This is a genomic window from Micromonospora sp. URMC 103 (assembly GCF_051386435.1).
GTDB lineage: Bacteria > Actinomycetota > Actinomycetes > Mycobacteriales > Micromonosporaceae > Micromonospora.
The window spans coordinates 364,178-380,777 of the sequence record NZ_JBPQTR010000005.1; the positions used below are offsets into that span (position 1 = coordinate 364,178).

Genomic DNA, 16,600 nt, shown 5'->3' on the forward strand with positions numbered 1-16,600 from the left:
TCCGGCTGATCCTGCCTGCGGGTTGATTGCGAGGATGAGGATGGCGGCCAGGTGCTGCTGGTGCGGGGCAACGCCTTGTATCAAGCGTTCGTCCGGGCGCGGAAGCAAGTCGGCCTCGGTGACTCACCTGCCACGACCTGCGGCACACCGGACAGACCCTCGCCGCCAGACCGGCACGACCCTGGCTGACCTGATGAGGCGACTCGGGCACTCGTCCATGACGGCAGCTCGCCGGTATCTGCACGCTGTCGACGGGCGTGACCCGGAGATCGCCAATGCTTTACGGAACTTGTCGCGCACGGTGATGTCACGGCTGCCCCGACACGTCACGATGCGGAGCTAATCGCATGACCGATCGCACGGCGGCCCCCGACGGCTTCCTGACCTGCAGAGATGTGCGTGCCTGAAGATTGTGGGGGAGTGACAGGGGAGCCTCCACAGCCCCGACTCTGCCCTGCTCAGGGTGCGGCCGCAGGGCGCCGGTCGCGGTACACCGCTCGACCCATTCGTCAGCCTGGAGCAGGCGTTTTTTGTTTTTTCGGGCGGATGTCGGTATTCGCGCCGGACGGTAACCGGGGCGCGTGTTACGAGGCTGCTTCCTATGCGCGCCTCGAGCATCGGCGATATCGTCAGGCCCACACATCGGGGGATCTGCATCTCCGGATGCTCACGGTGGACATTCCGCGGAGGCAGGGTGACACGTCATATCCGACGGCTGGCCGTCATAGTGCTGGCCGCCGCTGCGGCCGTCGTCGGACCGACGGCCGCCTACGCAGCCGCCGCCAACGACGACTTTTCCGGCGCCACGGTGATCGCCAGCGTTCCGTATACCACCACGCAGGATGTTTCGACCGCCACCCGCGCCGACAGCGACCCGGCCGACTGCGCCAGCACCGCGTCGGTCTGGTTCAGCTACACGCCCGCCACGGACGGCATCATCATCGCCGACACATTCGGCAGCAGTTACGACACGGTGCTGTCCGGATGGACCGGGACCGAGGGTTCGCTCACGATGCTGGCGTGCAGGGACGACTCCGCCGGCACCTGGCAATCACAGGTCAGCGTCGCGGCAACCGCCGGGACGACGTACCACTTCATGGTCGCCGTCTGCTGTGGCTATGACCTGTCCGGGGGCGCCACCCTGACGTTTTCCGTCTCACTGACCCCGCCCACCCCGAACGACGCCTTCGCTGCCGCCACACCGGTCACCGCCGTGCCGTACTCCGACATCCAGAACCTCGGCGGCACCGGCACCGAACAGGGCGAGCCGACCACCTGCTTCACCGCGGACAACTCGATCTGGTACTCGTACACGGCCACGGCCGACCAGTGGCTGATGGCCACGGCGAACGAATCCTACGTGGGCATAGCCGTGTACACGGGTGACAGCCCGGCGAACCTCACCCAGGTCGGATGCAGCATCCAGGCTTACTACCGGCCGGCAACGTTCCACGCCCAGGCCGGACAAACGTACTACTTCCAGGCCTCCGGCGTGTACGGCACCGGGACCTTCCGCTTCGGCTTGGACGTGGCGCCCCAACCGGAGTCGACGTTCATCTACTCCGGATGCGGCTGGGGCTGCACCGACCTCAACACCTCCGACAACATCCTCTTCCAGGACCAGTCCTACGACCCACTCTTCATCGGCTTCGCCTCCTGGCTGTGGGAGTTCGGCGACGGCACCACCTCGACCGAGCAGCGACCGTGGCATCAGTACGCCACCGACGGCGACTACCAGGTTCGGCTGACGATGACGACCGTGGACGGCCGGGTCAGCACGGCCTCGGAGACTCTCCACGTGTCCACGCACGATGTGGCGATCACCCGCCTCACCGTTCCGGGCGGCGCCCGCGTGGGGCAGACGATCGACGTCTCTGTCTACGTCAAGAGCTACCGCTACCCCGAGCAGGTCCAAATCGACCTGTCCCGAAGCACCCCGGACGGCTACCGCCAGGTGAGCTCATCGACCAGGGACGTCACCGTCACCACCAGCGGACCCGGCACCCGATTCTCCTTCGCCTACACCATCACCAGCCAGGACGCCGCGGCCGAACGGATCACGTTGAAGGCCACCGCCACGATCCTCAACCACCGCGACGCGGTTCCGGCCAACAACGACCTCACCTCCGTTCCGGTGACCGTGCGCTGATCAGAACCACCAGGCCCCAGGCAGTCAACCCCGGATGCCGTGCAGCCGATGACCCGCCGTCGCCGAGCCGGCGCCGGCCGGCGGGCACCGGCTGACTGCTGGACGGCACCAACGGCGTCCGGCGGATTGAGGAGTTCGAAGTCGTCGGCCCCGATGCCGCCGTCGGACCATCGCTGGCTGTTCGGCAAGGCCGTGCCACACCGGAGGGTGCCACGCGGTCACACGTCGTGGCCGACCCGCCCTGCCTAGCGGAACGTTGGCGGGTCGCTGTCGTCGCCATGGCGGACGTAACGGTAATGGCCTACCGGGGCTGGATCGTCGCCGGAGCCGATGTACACCCCAGTCTGAGGTAACACAATCTCTTCAAGCAGCAGCCCGAACTCGTCGACCTCAATGTGAGTGATGCGGCCGTCGACCGGACCGCCGAGAAACCACCGGGTGGTACGGGGAGCGTCCCGTCGGTTTCGTTGGCCGGCGTGGCAGTCATCGATCACCGCCTGCTGCGACACAGCCGCGCAGCGGCCGCCGCGATCGCGATGACAGCCGCAATAGGCGTTGTCAGTCTCGATGCCAGCCCGGCATCGGCGACTCCGCCCGGCATCCCGTCGAAGGCGACAGCGCAGTCACACCCGGACGCGCTGCGGGTCGCGACCCAAGGAACGCACCGGCTACTCACGGGACCTGTCCCCGCACTGGATCACTATCAGCGGTAGCTGCAATACCCGCGAGCAAGTCCTCAAGCGTGACGGCACCTCCGTAGTCGTCGACAGCCCGTGCGCCGCAACATCGGGCCGCTGGTACAGCTCCTACTACGGAGCAACATGGACGGCCGCCTCCAACGTCGACATCGACTGCGTGGTGCCCCTGGCCGGGGCCTGGCGCTCCGGGGCCAACTCCTGGACCACCAACCGTCGGCAGAGCTTCGCCAACGACCTCGCCCGTCCGCACCCTGCAACCGTGGGAAAAGACCGCCCTGCAAAGCATGCTCAACACTTGCAGCTCCTGACCAACCGAGCGGTCTGCGCCGCGCCGCCCGGGATAGGCAGGAAGGCGGTGCCAGGGGATCCTGGCGTGCTGCGGTGTGCAACCCGCCGAACAGACGGGCGGCCGGCAGTGCGGCCGACCGCACTGGCAACAGGCAACCCGATAGGGTGATCGCTCGTCGTAAAGGGTCCTACGTGACCAGCCGATTGACGGGTATGGACGCGGCCGGCAAACTCACCCCGGTGACCTACCCGCCGCCGCAGGACCCCTGGCAGCAGGGCCAGCAGCCGTTTCACCCGCCGGGCCAGCAATACCCCATGCGGCCGCCGCCGCCGTCCTACGCCGCCCCGACGCAGCAGCTCCCGGTGCAGCCGCCGCCCGTCGGACCCCGGGTCGCACCCGGCGGACGGACGGGCCCGAAGCAGCCAATCACCGGCGGCAAGAAAGCCCTCGTGGGTCTGACCGGGCTACTCATGCTGTGCTGTTGTGGAAGCGGCATCGGCGCTGCGCTCTTGACTGATACCGGCGACAAGCGACCTGGTGCGGCGGCTACCCCCGCCCAGAGCGTGACCGATTATTCTGCCCCGGCAGAGCCGACTACACCGGCTGCCAGCTCAACAGAACAGACGCCGACCGTAACCCGGAGGCCGACGCGGACCGTGACGCCGAAGCCCACGCGGACCGTTGCGCCGAAACCCACGCCAACCCGCACCAGCCCGAAGCCAACCCCGCAACGCACCACGAGCGCGCCACGAACCACCGCGCCCACCGAACCGGCCATTCGCACGGGTGTGCGCCCCGGTGCCTACTGCAAACCCGCAGGCGCCTTCGGGCTCACGAGCACCGGGAAGCTGATGGTCTGTAAAACGTCAGGCGCCGATAGCCGTCTCCGGTGGCGCGCCGCCTGAAGCCGAGAGAGGCCCCGAGCCATGGGCACCACGATCAGGGTGCGATCAGAGCGTCCCGGGGTCTCCGGGGCGTCAGCCGACAGCGAAGAGTGGCAACGGGGCTCGTAGCGCAGAGCGTCGCATTCGCACTGCGAAAGTCAGCGGTTCGATTCAGCTCGGCTCCACTCGAGGTTGCACTACCAGCGGTCCGCCGACACCACCCGACCCGGCGACAGCATGCCCGGATCATCCATACGCCAGGGGCAGGAAGTCGTACCGGGCCGGGCGACCGAGGGTCCCCGACTGCGCCTGTGAGGGGCCTGCCGGGCGAGCGTGTACGGGCTGACTACGCCTCGCCGTAGTAGCCCTCCTCCTCACCGAGCAACAGCGGTACGTCGTACCCCGACATGTCCGGCCTGGACCGTGTCAGGCGGACCCTGTGCCGCCATCGCTGGTGTCCGAACGCGACGTCGGCCTCAATCTCGACTACCGTCCTCGGCGCCGAGCGGCACTGGCCAGCAGGTAGAGACCCGTGATGAGGCTGACCAGACGTACGAGGAAGATCACCGCTCCGAGAAGCACGGCCAGTGCTCCCATGGCGATGACGCTGTACGGAACCCAGTCCGTCTCCGAAATGATGCGCGCGGACCCAGGGTCCTGCGGCAGGTACGAGACGGTGACGGTGGAACCTATTGCCGCCCGCTTGGTGCTCTGCTCCTGCTCGGTGAACTCCACCGGCCGGTTGTCCGACGTCGTGAAGGTCAGGACCCGCGAGTACAGTGTGCGGCCCTCGCTGTCGCGGGAGCTCGTGATCCTGGTGACGGTGGCGGTCGTCGACGTTCCGGCCTCGTAGGGCTGGTGCTGGCCATGCCACCACCAGCCGAGACCGACGAACAAGAGGCCGACTGCCAGCACCACGAGGGATCCGAGGATGCCGGCCCGCTTGCGTCCGCCGGGGACGTCGATTCCGACCAGCCCGTCGGCGACCAGGACCGCGCCAGCGGCGGTGCGTGCACCTCGACCGGACAGGATGCCGGCGAGGGTCCTCGTGATCTGGTTGGGCATGTTGGCCGTCCTCCGTCACCAGTGCGTACAGCGCGTCACCGGACCCACGTGACGCGAACCCGGGCCGGTTCGACCGGCCGCCGTCAAGTGATCCGGATCTCGCGCGGTCGCTGCCTAATCGGGGGAAGCACGAGGGTGCCTAGTCGTACAGCGCGGACACCCACAGGTGGGTCAGTGTCTCGACCAGCACCGTCCGGTCGTCGAACGGCGGCACTCCGCTCGCGGCGAGGTAGTACAGCCGTTCGCCGGTCCAGGTCAGCGATGCGGCGAGCGCCGGCACGTCGACGCCCTCAAGGCGGGCCGCGACAGCGGGGTCAGCGCGCCGGTCCGCTTCGATGCGGGTGATCGCGGCTTCGGTGAACGTCGCCATCTGGGCCAGCCACAGCTCGCGCAACTGCGGGTCGGACGCCCAGCTCTCCACTATCGCGCGCAGCACGGGCGCGTTGGCGAGCCACAGTCCGGCCCCGGCGTCGACACCCGCCCGCAGGGTTTCGCGCGGGCCCGCCGTCGCCTGCACCCATGGCTGCGCGGCCTCGTGGCCGGCGCTGACCGCGCGACGCACCAGCTCGGCCAGCGCCGCCTGCTTGCCCGCGAAATAGAAGTAGAAGCTGGCGCGGGAGATCCCTGCGGCGGCAATGATCTCGGCCACGCTGAGCGTGTCGAAGGTGCGCTCACGCAGCAGCTCGCGCAGTGCGTCGAGGATGCGTTCGCGCAGCTCGGCGTCGTTTCGTGGGGGTTCGTCACGTCGGGCCATCACAAGTCACAGCCTACCGTACCGGTCGTCTAGACAGAGTAACCAGACAACCCGTATGGTCGTGTCATGACACAGATTGCCATCCATCTCGTGGTGGAGGATCCCGACGCTGCGGCCGCGTGGTACGGCGAGGTGCTCGGCGCCCAGGAAACACGTCGCGTTCCGCTGCCTGACGGCCGTCCGCTCACGGTCGAGCTGCGCGTGGGCGCCACCGTGCTGGCCGTTGCCGGGGAATGGCCGGACCGCGGCCTGCGCACTCCGGCGGCGCTGAGCGGCACCCCGGCCGCGTTCCATCTGCCGGTGCCCGACGTCGACGCCGCCTATGATCGCGCGATCGCCGCGGGGGCCACCGCGTTCGAGCCGCCGCACGACGCGTTCTGGGGCGAGCGGACCGCGCAGTTCCTCGACCCGTCCGGGCACCGCTGGGCGGTCGGCCGGCACCTGCGCGACGTCCCCGCCGACGAGCTGGCCGAGCACGTGGCGGCGATGTTCGCATGAGGTACACGACGTTCGGGCGGACCGGCTTGCGGGTGTCCGAGCTGGTGCTCGGCGCGATGACGTTCGGTGAACAGGGCGGCGTCGGCGCGCCGATCGAGGAGTGCCGACGCATCCTCGACGCCTACACCGAGGCCGGCGGAAACGTCGTCGATACCGCGATCAACTATCGCGGCGGTGCCAGCGAGGAGATCCTGGGCGAGTTGCTGGCCGGACGGCGCGACCGGTTCGTGGTGGCCACGAAGTACACGGTGACACGTGACCCAGCGGACCCCAACGGCGGCGGCAACCACCGCAAGAACCTGCGACTCTCGCTGGAGACCAGTCTGCGCCGGCTGCGCACCGACCACGTCGACGTCTACTGGGTGCACATCTGGGACCGGCACACGCCGATCGAAGAGACCATGCGCGCACTCGACGACGCGGTCACCGCCGGCAAGGTGCTCTACGTCGGCGTGTCGGACACTCCGGCCTGGGTGGTCTCGCGCGCGAACACGCTGGCCGACTGGCGTGGCTGGACCCCTTTCGCCGGTCTTCAGGTGCCGTACAGCCTGATCAACCGCGACGCCGAGCGGGAGCTGCTGCCGATGGCCGAGGCGTCCGGCCTCACCGTGACGGCCTGGAGCCCGCTCGGCGGTGGTGTGCTGTCCGGAAAGTACAACCCCGGCCGCCCCGATGGGAGGGCGCGGCTCGGCCGGCACACCATCGATGAACGCGACCTCGGGGTGGCCCGGGTCGTCGAGGAGACCGCCGGCGAGCTGGGTGTCACCCCGGCGCAGGTGGCCCTCGCCTGGACCCGCCAACGCAGTGGCGTGCTGCCGATCATCGGTGCCCGGACCGTCGAGCAACTGCGGGACAACCTGGGCTGCACCGGGGTCACGCTGCCGCCGGACCTGGTCGTGCGCCTCGAGGCGGCTACCGGGTTCAGTCTCGGATTCCCGGTCGACTTCATCGCCCAGACCAGACCGTGGGTGCTCGGCGCCGCCGCGCTCTGACCCCGGGTCGGTCAGCTGACCAACCGTGCCGGACCGGCGAGACGCCGCCTTGTGCTGGATCACCGCGTCGCCGGTCGGGTCGCACACGACCCACCGGCTGCTGGTGTCCGCGGGCGGTGTCTCGCCGATCAGGTCACGACGTGGTGCCGGTGGCCACGACGCCGATGTCGACAGTGGTGGTCTGTCCCGCCCGCACGGACTGGTAGGCGGTGCTTCCAGCACGACGCACCGTTCGTTGGCCGTCGGGAGCCCTGGCGGCAGGTGGTCGCGGATCTCGCGGCCGCACGCCGCCGTTAATCCTCTCCTGGGGGTCACACGGGCGGCCGTAGAGACGTTTCAATGGTGGTCATGAGGACCGCGTCGAAGGCGTTCATCGTGGCAGCGGCCGTGACAGGTGGCGTTGCGTATGCCCTTCCGCACCCCTGGTCGGCGGTCGCAGCGATTGCCGACCTGGTGTTGATCGGCTTCTCCGGACTGTACTGGTGGGCAACCGGCGGCCACCGTGGGCGCCCCACGCTCTCGGACTATCCGGTCCGTCCGTTCGCAGACGAGTTCCGGCCCCCGCCCTTCGTGGGAGCAGAGTCTTCTAGTCGGCCGGACGAAGACCAGGAGCCAGACGACTTCGACGCCCATGACTTGTGGGAAAAGCTCGAAAGGCCCCTCCCCGCCCCCCGCGAAGACGGCGATGGGGGAGGTGGCCCCTGGCCCAAGCGCGGATGGCGCCGATCCTCGGCTGCGCACGCCTGGTCGCGTACAAGTCGTGTACGGCGACAGCGGGGAGCCCAACTGACGGCATCGAAACGCGCGGAAGAGGCACAAGGCGAACGGTCCCCTGAGTCCCCCTTGAGATTCCTTGGGCACGTCGAAGCTCCCGACGACTACTACACAGACCTGGAGCGGCTGCTAGCGAGAGCTGACCGGCGTGGGCAGCGTGCCCAACTGTGGTGGTTCCTCGCTGGTGTAGCCGCGTCCATTCCCGCAGGTGTCCTCGTCAATCTTCTGACGGGCTAGTCGTCCCGCCCTGCCATCCGGCGCTCCACCGCCTCCGCTCTACATCGAGCCGCAGCCGGTACCTCATGCGCTCGCTCCCACCACACCTATCGGTGCAGCAGACCCGTCCGTCCCGGAGTGGTCGGATTCCGCTGGTCGACGGCGCCGCTCTGCCCGCCGTTACCCACCTGGCCCGGGCGGTCACTGCCGCGCGTGCGCGCGACGGTGGGTCGCCGCCCCCGGAACCGTGGCGAACAGGGCGACGATGTCGTCGAGCGTTGCCGTCACGATGGCGAGGACGGCAGCGAGTCCGCTGACGAGAACCAGGCCGGCCGAGGGCCGACCCTGACCGCCTCCGGCGGCCCACCCGAACAGGCCCCCTCCCGCGACCAGGAGCAGGACCGCGTTCCGGGCGACGTGCCGAGGCGCGACCGGACTGCCGCTGTCGCCGAAGCAGCCGCAGGTGGTTGCGGTCTTCCTTCGCAGCGCCACGACCAGGGCTGCGGTGAACGCGTTCACCAGCAGGACGGAGAGCGCGAAGCCCACCGGAGCGGTCGCGGGAAGTGCCAACGTGAGCGCTGACGATGTCTCCGCAACGACGACCAGTGCCGCCGCGGGCGTCGCCGCGCCGCGCAGTGGTGGCGCCAGCGAGATCACCGACTGTCGGAACGCGCGGAAGGCAACAGGGCGGTGCACCTTTCCCGCGACCGAGAAGACGAACACCAGACCAAGGAAGATCCGGCCGAAATCAAACAGGTGGTCCACCGATGTCCACTCCTTCGACGAGGTCCCACCGGGCGACGGAACGTTCCGGGGTGGCGGCGTCCGACCGACCCGGCTCACCGTCTGCGGTGCCACGGCCCGCCGCCGGGCGCCGGCCACCCATTCGGCGTACGACGGTGCCCAGGATGGCGCGGGTCGGGATCGGCCCGAGATGTCGGGAGTCCAGGCTCTGCGCGAGGTTGTCACCGAGCACCAGCACGTACCCGTCCGGCACGTGTCCTCCCGGCATTCCGGGGGGCAGTCGGTCTCCGGCGACGGCGACGATGCGTTTGACGAGCCAGGGACCGGTAGACGAACCGGGCAGACCCGGCGGGCGCGGATTGCGCAGCACCACGACCTGTCCGGTCGACAGGCGCTCTCTCCCGGCACGCCGCCGGGTGAGCAACCGGTCGCCGTCACGATAGGTGGGAAGCATGCTCGGTCCGTGCACCTCGGTGACGATGAGCCGCCGACGGATCCATCCGATTGCGCCGAGCAGCAGCGCCAGCGGAGGTACGACCATGAGGCACAGGCTCATGTGGCCACCTCGATCCGTCCCCGGTGGTAGCCCGACGACTGGATGTTGAACAGGCGCGCGTAACAGCCGCCCCGATCGATCAGATCGTCGTGCGTACCTTGCTCGACGATCCGTCCCTCGTCCAGCACCGCCAGCAGGTCCGCGTCCCAGAGGGCACCCAGCCGGTGGGAGATGAGCAGGCTTGTCCGGCCGGCACGGTGTCGCTTCAGCCGGCGGTGGATGTCGTACTCGGCCTCCGGATCGAGGCTGGCGCTGGGCTCGTCCATGATCAGCAGGTCGCGTTCGCCGCGCAACACCGCGCGGGCCAGCGCCACCCGTTGCCACTGGCCGCCCGAGAGCGGGGCGCCGTCGGCGGGCTCGTCGCCGTCCATGTCGAAGAAGCTGCGGCTCAACAGGGTGTCGTACCCCCGAGGAAGCGCGGCCAGCGTCTCGTCGACACCGGCGCCTTGGGCGGCCTGCCGGATCGCCGGCCGGTTCGCGAGCCGGGCCAGATCGCCGAGCCCGATGTTTTCCGCGGCGGACAGGTCGTAGGCCATGTAGTCCTGGAACAACGCGCCGATCCGCTCCCGTAGCTGCGCCGGATCCATGTCCCGCAGGTCCACCCCGTCCCAGCGGATGCTGCCGCGCTGCGGGTCGTAGAAACGGCAGAGCAACTTCACCAGCGTGCTCTTTCCCGACCCGTTGCGGCCCACGAGGCCGAGGGATTGTCCGCACGGGATGGACAGGTCGACCCCGCGGAGCACCCAGGGCGAGTCCGGCCCGTACCGGAACCACACGTCCCGCAGCTCGATGCCCGTGTCCAAGGTCGGGACGGGGGTGGGGCGGGGTCGGACGACAAGGTCGGGCGGCGTGCGTTCGACGTCCCGGAAGTGCTGGAACAGCAGCAGGTGCTGGTGAGTCGAGGCGACCTGGTTGACCAGCGAGGCGGTACCGGCCTGCACGCCCGCGACGGCGGCGAGGAAGATCGCGATGTCGCCGACCCCGATCGTTCCGCCGCGCACGGTGGAGACGGCCCAGACGATCCCGCCACCGTTGATGACGGCGTAGAGCAGCCCCAGGGCCGCCTGAACCCGAAGGCCCCGGCGGTCGAGCCGGCGGCGTTCGTCGTCGGCCCGCCGGCGCTCGGTCAACATCCGGTTGCGCAGGAAGCCGCCGAGGCCGAACAGCCGCAGCTCCTTCGCCGCGTCGAGGTTGGCCATCAGATCGGCGTAGAAGAACTCGCGCCGTTCGGTCGGCCCGATCCTCCACAACATGGTGGCCGTTCGCCGGGCCAGGGCGATTTCGGCCAGGAGCGCCGGGACCGCGCCGGCCAGAACGACCAGGGCCATCCATGGGCTGATGGTGATCAACGTGCCGAGGAAGCCGCCAATCGTCACCGCGCTGCCGACCAGTGCGATGGCGCCCTGGACCACCGCCGGCGGTGTGGTCGCGCTGGACTGACTGGCGATGCGGAGCCGATCCATGAACGTGGGGTCCTCGAACCGGGCGAGGCCCGGCAAGCGGTTGAGCGCCGAGTACAGCCGGTCGCTCGCCGCCAGGCCGGTTGCCCGGCTCAACTCGGCCCGCAGGTAGTTGGTGGCCTCCGGCAGGACACCAAGGACGAGCCCGAGCAGGCAGAGGCCGACGCCGAACGTGGTCAGTCCTGCCGCTCCGGTCACGATCCGGTCGAGCAGACTCTTCAGCAGCCAGGCGGAGCAGACGGGAACGACGGACGCGACGAGCGTGACCAGGCCCAGCAGGACCAACGGTCCGGGAGCCGCCCGCCACGCCATCGTGAGGGCTGCCCGGACCCCGCCGGGCCTCCGCCACCGGCGGGTCGAGGGCCTACGAGTCATGCTGGTGCCACCGCCTCGCTCGCCCGCAACTTGGTGACGACCGACTCGACCGCGGTGACCACGCCGTCCTCCACGCGCATCAGCGTCGGGGTGGCCACCACCTGGAGTGCAGTGCTGACCGGCCCGCCGAGCGGCTCGAGGACGACGTGGCAGGCCTCTTCCAGCCGGGCCACCAGCTCGGCGTGATCCCCGCCGCCGGTCAGCACCACCGCCACCGGGTCGTCGAGCTGCCGGGCGTACGCCACGAAGTCCGGCAGTTGGCGGTGGCACGGTTCGCAACCGGGGGCGAAGACACCGATCGTGGCGCGTGCGGGAAGCGACTCGGCGCTGAGCGGGACACCCCGGGTGGAGGTGGCCGAAAACGCTCCGATCCGGCTTCCCAGCGACGCTGAGTAGCGCGGCTCGAGGCCGGCCAGCCTCGTCTCGTGGTCCCGCAGCCGCCGGACCATGCCGAGGGCGAGGACGAGGTTGAGCAGGCCGATGACGGCCGCGACGAGCACGGCGGCTGCGGTGAGGGACATGGCGGCTCCAGTCGTTCGACGATCAGGGGTGGCCAGGACGAGGCCGGGTGGCCCGGTCGGCAGACCGGGCCACCCCGCCAGTCGGTTCAGCGGCAGACCCACCTGCTGGGGCAGTTGTCGTAGTTGGCCAGGCACTGGACCCGGCAGCCGGAGGTTCCGACGACGCAGGGCCCGGCCCAGCCGGAGAAGATGCATGCGGCGTCGGCCTGCATGCGGGGGGCGAGACGGTTCAGCAGCGCGTCGCCGATCCGGGTGATCGTTTTCATGACTCTCCTCGAAGCCGGCGGTCCGTGACGGACCGGAGGTGGAGACCCCACCATCGACGTTCCGCATTGGACGAACCTTGAGCGAAACTTGAAGGCCTACGCCACCGGGGCCCTCAGCTCAGGAACCGTGTAGCCGAGGAGCGGCGGGGCCCTCCCTGCGGGCGAGCGTTGCAGCGTCGGCCAACATCGAAAAGGCACTATCCTCGCAACTGCTCGTTGTCACGTGTGGGGCATCAGCGAGGCCCTGGATAGATTGGCTGATCGTGGGATGGCAGTGCGCATCCGGCTCCTCGGCGCCGTCGAGGCGCACATCGACGATCAGCCGGTGGACCTTGGCCACGCCCGGCAGCGGGCGGTTTTCGTGGCGATGCTGGTCGACATGCCACGGCCCGTCCAGATCGACGAGCTGATCGCGCGGATATGGGGTGCCGCAGCACCGCGCAGGGCACGCGAAACCCTCTACAGCTACCTTTCCCGGCTACGCCAGGCTTTTGCTGGCACCCCTGATGTCAGGATCGCCCGGCACTCGGCCGGATATCTGCTCGCGGCCGATCCCGGTGTCGTCGACCTTCACAAGTTCGAGCTGCTCCTGCGCCAGGCACGCGATGCGCGGAATGACGACACAGCACTGGAGCGGTTCGACGCCGCGCTTGGTTTGTGGCGCGGTATCCCGCTGGCCGGGCTCGACAGCCCTTGGCTCGACAGGCTCCGGCGGCGGCTGGAGGACCAGCGCCTCGGCGCCGAACTTGACCGGGCTGATGTTGCCCTGCGCTGTGGGCATCACGCTGAGCTGCTCACCGAGCTGTCCGAGCGGGCCGATGCGTACCCGCTCGACGAGCGGATCACCGGGCAGCTGATGCTGGCGCTGTACCGGTGCGGGCGGGCGGCCGACGCGCTACTTCGCTACGAGCGGGCCCGGTCGCAGCTGGCCGAGGAGCTCGGCACGGACCCCGGCCCAGCGTTGCAGCGGCTGCACCGACAGATCCTCGCCGCGGATTCACGGCTGACGGCTCCCGAGCAGGTCCGGCCCACCGGTAGCCCCGGTCCAGGCTCCGATGTCCCGGCTTCGCCTCGGCCGCCAGTCCACGAGGTGCCGGCGGCGCCGGTTACCTTCACCGCCCGGGACACCGAACTGGCTCAGTTGGTGAACCTGCTGTGCACCAAGCGGTTGATCGCCTTGGACGGCGTGCCAGGAGTCGGCAAGTCGGCCATCGCCATGCGGCTGGCGCACCTCGTGGCCGAACGATTCCCCGACGGTCAGATCTTCGCAGATCTGCAGGGCTCGGCCGCCGGCTTGGACCCCGTCAAACCGTACGAGCTGCTGGTTCGGTGGCTGCGCCTGTTCGGCGTCTCGGGCGGCGCGGTTCCTGCCGACCTGAGCGGGGCCGCCGCCGCCTGGCGCGACACGATAGCCGGGAAACGAATTCTCGTCGTCCTCGACAACGCGATGTCGGTGGACCAGGTCCGTCCCCTCATGCCCGCCGATCCCGCTTGCGCAACCATCATCACCAGCCGGTCAGTCCTATCCACCCTCGACGGCGCGGCCTTCGTCAGAATCGAACCCTTGGACTCGACGGCTGGCGTGGAGCTGCTCAGTACACTCGCGGGCCGCCAGCGGATACAGACGGACCTGCCCGCCGCCCGGCGCATCGTGGGCCTGTGTGAACGCTTGCCGCTGTTGATACGGATCATCGCCGCCCGGATGGCAGCACGGCCTGACTGGCCCGTCCGCGCCTTCGCAGACCGCCTGGCGGACGAACGCCGCCGACTCGACGAGCTGCAGATCGGCGAGTTCAGCGTCCGAGCGGGCTTGTCGGTCGGCCTCCGGGATGTGGGACCTGCGGCAACCCGGATGTTCGCGTTGCTCGCGACGCTCCGCGTGCCAGCCATCGATCTGCCCCTCGCCGCATCACTGGCCGGAACGACCCTCAATGACGCCGAGGCAACGCTGGACCGACTGGTCGACGCCCGGATGGTCGACTGTCCCCAGCCAGACCGCTACCTCATGCATGACGTGGTACGGCTCTACGCTCGCGAGCGGAGCGCTGCGGAAATCTCCGCAGGTGAGCGGCACGCGGCACGTCGGGGAGCGCTCGCGCACTATCTGGCCCTTGCCGGGCAGGCGAGCGCGCTGCTGGACCCGCACGATCTCCCTCCGTTGGGCGGCCCACCGATCGACCATCCCGCTGGCCACCGGCTGGATGACCGGCAGGCAGCGATAGAGTGGATCGACGCCAACGCCGCCGAGCTGACAACCGTCGCCGCCGAACTCGCCGCCGTGCCGGAGCTCGCCTCCGACGCCGCGCGGCTTGCCCTGGCGGCGTATTCCGCGCTGATGATCCGCGATCGCGCTCCGGAGATCGTGCGCTTGAACACCGTCGCCGTTCACATTGCCCGCGACCTCGGCGACGCGTTTCTGGCGGGACGTGCCCACAACATCCTCGGTATCGGTCACGGGATTCTCGGCAGCCACGACGCCGCCACCCGCGAGTTCCAATCGGCGCTTCGCTACGCGGAGCAGTCGGGAGACCGTCGCACCATCGGCGGTGTACTGAACAACTTCGGCATTCTCGCGCGTCAGCGGAACGAGTTGGCGGCGGCCATCGACTACCACGAACGTTGCCTGGAGCTGTTCCGCGACGGCGGCGACCGTAGAGGGCAAGGCCAGGCGATGGGAAACCTCGGACTCGTCTACCAGGTCGCCGGCGACCACGAGCGGGCAGCGTCCACCTATCAGAACGCTGCTGAGATTTTTCGGGAAGTGGGTGATCAGCATCTGCTCGGCATGACCCTCGGCCGTATCGCCAACATCCTGCGGCTCACCGGTCGGCACCAGACAGCAGTCGACGTCTTCGCAGAGGCCCTGCGGGAACTGCGGCAGTGCGGGGGCCGGCTGGGCGAGGCAGATCACCTGTGGTGGCTCGGGCAGACGCTCTACGAGCTGAACGACGTTCAGGGAGCCCGAGTGCACTGGCGTGAGTCGCTCAAGCTCCTGCAGGACAGCGGGCACATCACCGAGGAACAGGCACGTGCGACTCTCGCAGAGCCGACCCCGACGCCTCCCACCGCGATAGCCGGCGGGTGATGCCCAGGCCCTGTGCCATGGCAGGCCCGGCCGGGCTGGGGGCGGTGCGGGGACCGCCCCGGGACCGGTCACGGGCAGGTCCAGCGCCCAGGGCGAACCCTCTCCGCTACCCCCGGTCGGGGTAGAGGAGGCCGCCACCGCAGCAGGAGACGACGTAGGTCAGGACGGAGACCACGATCCACCCCATGTCGGCGGTGTGGTTGCCGGCGACGGTCGGCCGCGGGTTCGGCAGGGGGACGGAAGGCGGCAGGGGCGGTGCGCCTCCCGTCGGGCGCCATTGTCCTGGGTGTACGGGCGTGGGAGTGGCGGATGCCGGGCGAGGCCACGCCGGCCAGTACGTCCGGTTGGCGGCCTTGAGCAGCAGGTAGAGGACCGTGATGACCAGCCACCCGTATTGGAGGGCGGTGTCGGCACGCTGTTGCGCGGGGAGTGCGAACAGGGCAAGCCCGACCGTGAGGCCGGTGGCGAGGGCGGCCACCCGGGCCGTCCATCGGTGGCGGACGAACAGGGCCAGCATCAGCAGCGGAACGAGCAGGATGGCGATGCTGGCTACCCGAGTGCCGGGGCCACCCAACCGGAGATCGCCAGTTTCGCCGAGTCTGTCCAGAAAGCCGTCGGCCCCGAGGCCGAGGAGGACGGTCACCAGGCTGACCCCGGTGATCAGCGTCTTCACCTGGAGCAGGCGACGGCGGGTGCGGCGTTCGTCGTCGGGGTGCCGGTAGCCGCCGGGGCCGTGGCGTCGCCGCCGCGCCAGCTCGTCGACGCTGGTCACGATGACCACGAACATCTGGGCGTACAGGAAGCTCCACAACGAGACCACCCAGCCGTACCCCTCGCTGTGGCGGCTGCCGGCGTAGGTGACCCCGATGAAGGCGCTGGCCATCACCACGGACGCGAAGCCGAGCGGCCAGGCCACCGGGGGCACCCCGGCGATTCCGCGGATGCCGACGATCAGCAGCAGCAGGAGTGGCGGAAGGACGAGGAAGGCGACCGACGACCACTGCACGGACTGCGAAGCCACACCGTCCGAGTCCAACCGGGTCAGCCAGATGAAAGCGGCTGTCGCCGCCAGCCATCCGAGCGCCGCGACCAGCAGCGCGAGCCAGGGAACGTGTCGTCGGAGCAGATCGAAGGCCCGCTCGATGCTGCCGAAGATCAGATCCATCTGGCGTCCCGTCGATGTCCGGACCGTGCGTGGCCGAGCACAGTGAAGCAGCGGCGGGGAAGAACGGCTGACCCGTGACCACCGGCGATCGGTCACACCGTGCGGCGCG

General features: G+C 69.4%; 12 protein-coding genes and 1 tRNA gene. 5 read left to right on the forward strand and 8 right to left on the reverse strand.

The window, feature by feature from the left end:
* Nucleotides 1–601: 601 nt before the first annotated feature.
* Both ACSNOA_RS14925 and ACSNOA_RS14930 read left to right on the forward strand, forming a co-directional pair.
* Nucleotides 602–2,149 carry a PKD domain-containing protein gene (locus ACSNOA_RS14925; RefSeq protein ID WP_436658822.1) on the forward strand — a complete coding sequence of 516 codons (1,548 nt, stop codon included), beginning with the start codon at nucleotides 602–604 and terminating at the stop codon, nucleotides 2,147–2,149.
* A gap of 1,989 nt (nucleotides 2,150–4,138) precedes the next feature.
* Nucleotides 4,139–4,205: transfer RNA gene (locus ACSNOA_RS14930), tRNA-Ala, on the forward strand.
* A 301-nt stretch (nucleotides 4,206–4,506) separates the two neighbouring features.
* On the opposite strand, the gene ACSNOA_RS14935 is transcribed toward ACSNOA_RS14930, so the two are convergent.
* Nucleotides 4,507–5,085: a DUF3592 domain-containing protein gene (locus tag ACSNOA_RS14935; RefSeq protein WP_436658824.1), complete on the reverse strand. Its 579-nt coding sequence runs from the start codon at nucleotides 5,083–5,085 to the stop codon at nucleotides 4,507–4,509.
* A 139-nt stretch (nucleotides 5,086–5,224) separates the two neighbouring features.
* Nucleotides 5,225–5,839, reverse strand: coding sequence for a TetR/AcrR family transcriptional regulator (locus ACSNOA_RS14940; protein WP_436658826.1), 615 nt, complete (start codon nucleotides 5,837–5,839; stop codon nucleotides 5,225–5,227).
* A gap of 66 nt (nucleotides 5,840–5,905) precedes the next feature.
* On the opposite strand from ACSNOA_RS14940, the gene ACSNOA_RS14945 reads away from it, so the two are divergent.
* Nucleotides 5,906–6,337: a VOC family protein gene (locus ACSNOA_RS14945; protein WP_436658828.1), complete on the forward strand. Its 432-nt coding sequence runs from the start codon at nucleotides 5,906–5,908 to the stop codon at nucleotides 6,335–6,337.
* Nucleotides 6,334–7,329: an aldo/keto reductase gene (locus tag ACSNOA_RS14950; RefSeq protein ID WP_436658830.1), complete on the forward strand. Its 996-nt coding sequence runs from the start codon at nucleotides 6,334–6,336 to the stop codon at nucleotides 7,327–7,329. Before ACSNOA_RS14945 ends, ACSNOA_RS14950 begins: the two co-directional genes overlap by 4 nt.
* Nucleotides 7,330–8,520: 1,191 nt before the next feature.
* Here the strand turns inward: ACSNOA_RS14950 and ACSNOA_RS14955 are convergent.
* The 5 genes from ACSNOA_RS14955 to ACSNOA_RS14975 all read right to left on the reverse strand — a co-directional run bounded on the left by ACSNOA_RS14955 (nucleotide 8,521) and on the right by ACSNOA_RS14975 (nucleotide 12,241).
* The gene (locus ACSNOA_RS14955; RefSeq protein ID WP_436658832.1) at nucleotides 8,521–9,084 is read right to left on the reverse strand and encodes a MauE/DoxX family redox-associated membrane protein; all 564 of its coding nucleotides are present in this window, start codon (nucleotides 9,082–9,084) and stop codon (nucleotides 8,521–8,523) included.
* Nucleotides 9,068–9,619, reverse strand: coding sequence for a S26 family signal peptidase (locus ACSNOA_RS14960; protein WP_436658834.1), 552 nt, complete (start codon nucleotides 9,617–9,619; stop codon nucleotides 9,068–9,070). Before ACSNOA_RS14960 ends, ACSNOA_RS14955 begins: the two co-directional genes overlap by 17 nt.
* Nucleotides 9,616–11,454, reverse strand: coding sequence for an ABC transporter ATP-binding protein (locus ACSNOA_RS14965; RefSeq protein ID WP_436658836.1), 1,839 nt, complete (start codon nucleotides 11,452–11,454; stop codon nucleotides 9,616–9,618). The genes ACSNOA_RS14960 and ACSNOA_RS14965 overlap by 4 nt, the downstream gene beginning before the upstream one ends.
* A complete protein-coding gene (locus ACSNOA_RS14970; protein WP_436658838.1) occupies nucleotides 11,451–11,975 on the reverse strand; it encodes a TlpA family protein disulfide reductase in 525 nt (174 codons plus the stop codon). The genes ACSNOA_RS14965 and ACSNOA_RS14970 overlap by 4 nt, the downstream gene beginning before the upstream one ends.
* An 86-nt stretch (nucleotides 11,976–12,061) precedes the next feature.
* Nucleotides 12,062–12,241 carry a hypothetical protein gene (locus ACSNOA_RS14975; protein ID WP_436658840.1) on the reverse strand — a complete coding sequence of 60 codons (180 nt, stop codon included), beginning with the start codon at nucleotides 12,239–12,241 and terminating at the stop codon, nucleotides 12,062–12,064.
* Between the two features lie 268 nt (nucleotides 12,242–12,509).
* On the opposite strand from ACSNOA_RS14975, the gene ACSNOA_RS14980 reads away from it, so the two are divergent.
* Nucleotides 12,510–15,326, forward strand: a complete 2,817-nt coding sequence (locus ACSNOA_RS14980) for a BTAD domain-containing putative transcriptional regulator (protein WP_436658842.1) — start codon at nucleotides 12,510–12,512, stop codon at nucleotides 15,324–15,326.
* A gap of 106 nt (nucleotides 15,327–15,432) precedes the next feature.
* On the opposite strand, the gene ACSNOA_RS14985 is transcribed toward ACSNOA_RS14980, so the two are convergent.
* Entirely contained in the window at nucleotides 15,433–16,491 is a 1,059-nt protein-coding gene (locus tag ACSNOA_RS14985) for a hypothetical protein (protein ID WP_436658844.1), read from the reverse strand.
* Between the last annotated feature and the right edge of the window lie 109 nt (nucleotides 16,492–16,600).

What these genes read in the sequence shown, in the direction of transcription:
- ACSNOA_RS14925 (WP_436658822.1), top strand. Translation starts at nt 602, where the DNA reads ATGCGCGCCTCGAGCATCGGCGATATCGTCAGGCCCACACATCGGGGG.
- ACSNOA_RS14935 (WP_436658824.1), bottom strand. Translation starts at nt 5,085, where the DNA reads ATGCCCAACCAGATCACGAGGACCCTCGCCGGCATCCTGTCCGGTCGA.
- ACSNOA_RS14940 (WP_436658826.1), bottom strand. Translation starts at nt 5,839, where the DNA reads ATGGCCCGACGTGACGAACCCCCACGAAACGACGCCGAGCTGCGCGAA.
- ACSNOA_RS14945 (WP_436658828.1), top strand. Translation starts at nt 5,906, where the DNA reads ATGACACAGATTGCCATCCATCTCGTGGTGGAGGATCCCGACGCTGCG.
- ACSNOA_RS14950 (WP_436658830.1), top strand. Translation starts at nt 6,334, where the DNA reads ATGAGGTACACGACGTTCGGGCGGACCGGCTTGCGGGTGTCCGAGCTG.
- ACSNOA_RS14960 (WP_436658834.1), bottom strand. Translation starts at nt 9,619, where the DNA reads ATGAGCCTGTGCCTCATGGTCGTACCTCCGCTGGCGCTGCTGCTCGGC.
- ACSNOA_RS14965 (WP_436658836.1), bottom strand. Translation starts at nt 11,454, where the DNA reads ATGACTCGTAGGCCCTCGACCCGCCGGTGGCGGAGGCCCGGCGGGGTC.
- ACSNOA_RS14970 (WP_436658838.1), bottom strand. Translation starts at nt 11,975, where the DNA reads ATGTCCCTCACCGCAGCCGCCGTGCTCGTCGCGGCCGTCATCGGCCTG.
- ACSNOA_RS14975 (WP_436658840.1), bottom strand. Translation starts at nt 12,241, where the DNA reads ATGAAAACGATCACCCGGATCGGCGACGCGCTGCTGAACCGTCTCGCC.
- ACSNOA_RS14980 (WP_436658842.1), top strand. Translation starts at nt 12,510, where the DNA reads ATGGCAGTGCGCATCCGGCTCCTCGGCGCCGTCGAGGCGCACATCGAC.
- ACSNOA_RS14985 (WP_436658844.1), bottom strand. Translation starts at nt 16,491, where the DNA reads ATGGATCTGATCTTCGGCAGCATCGAGCGGGCCTTCGATCTGCTCCGA.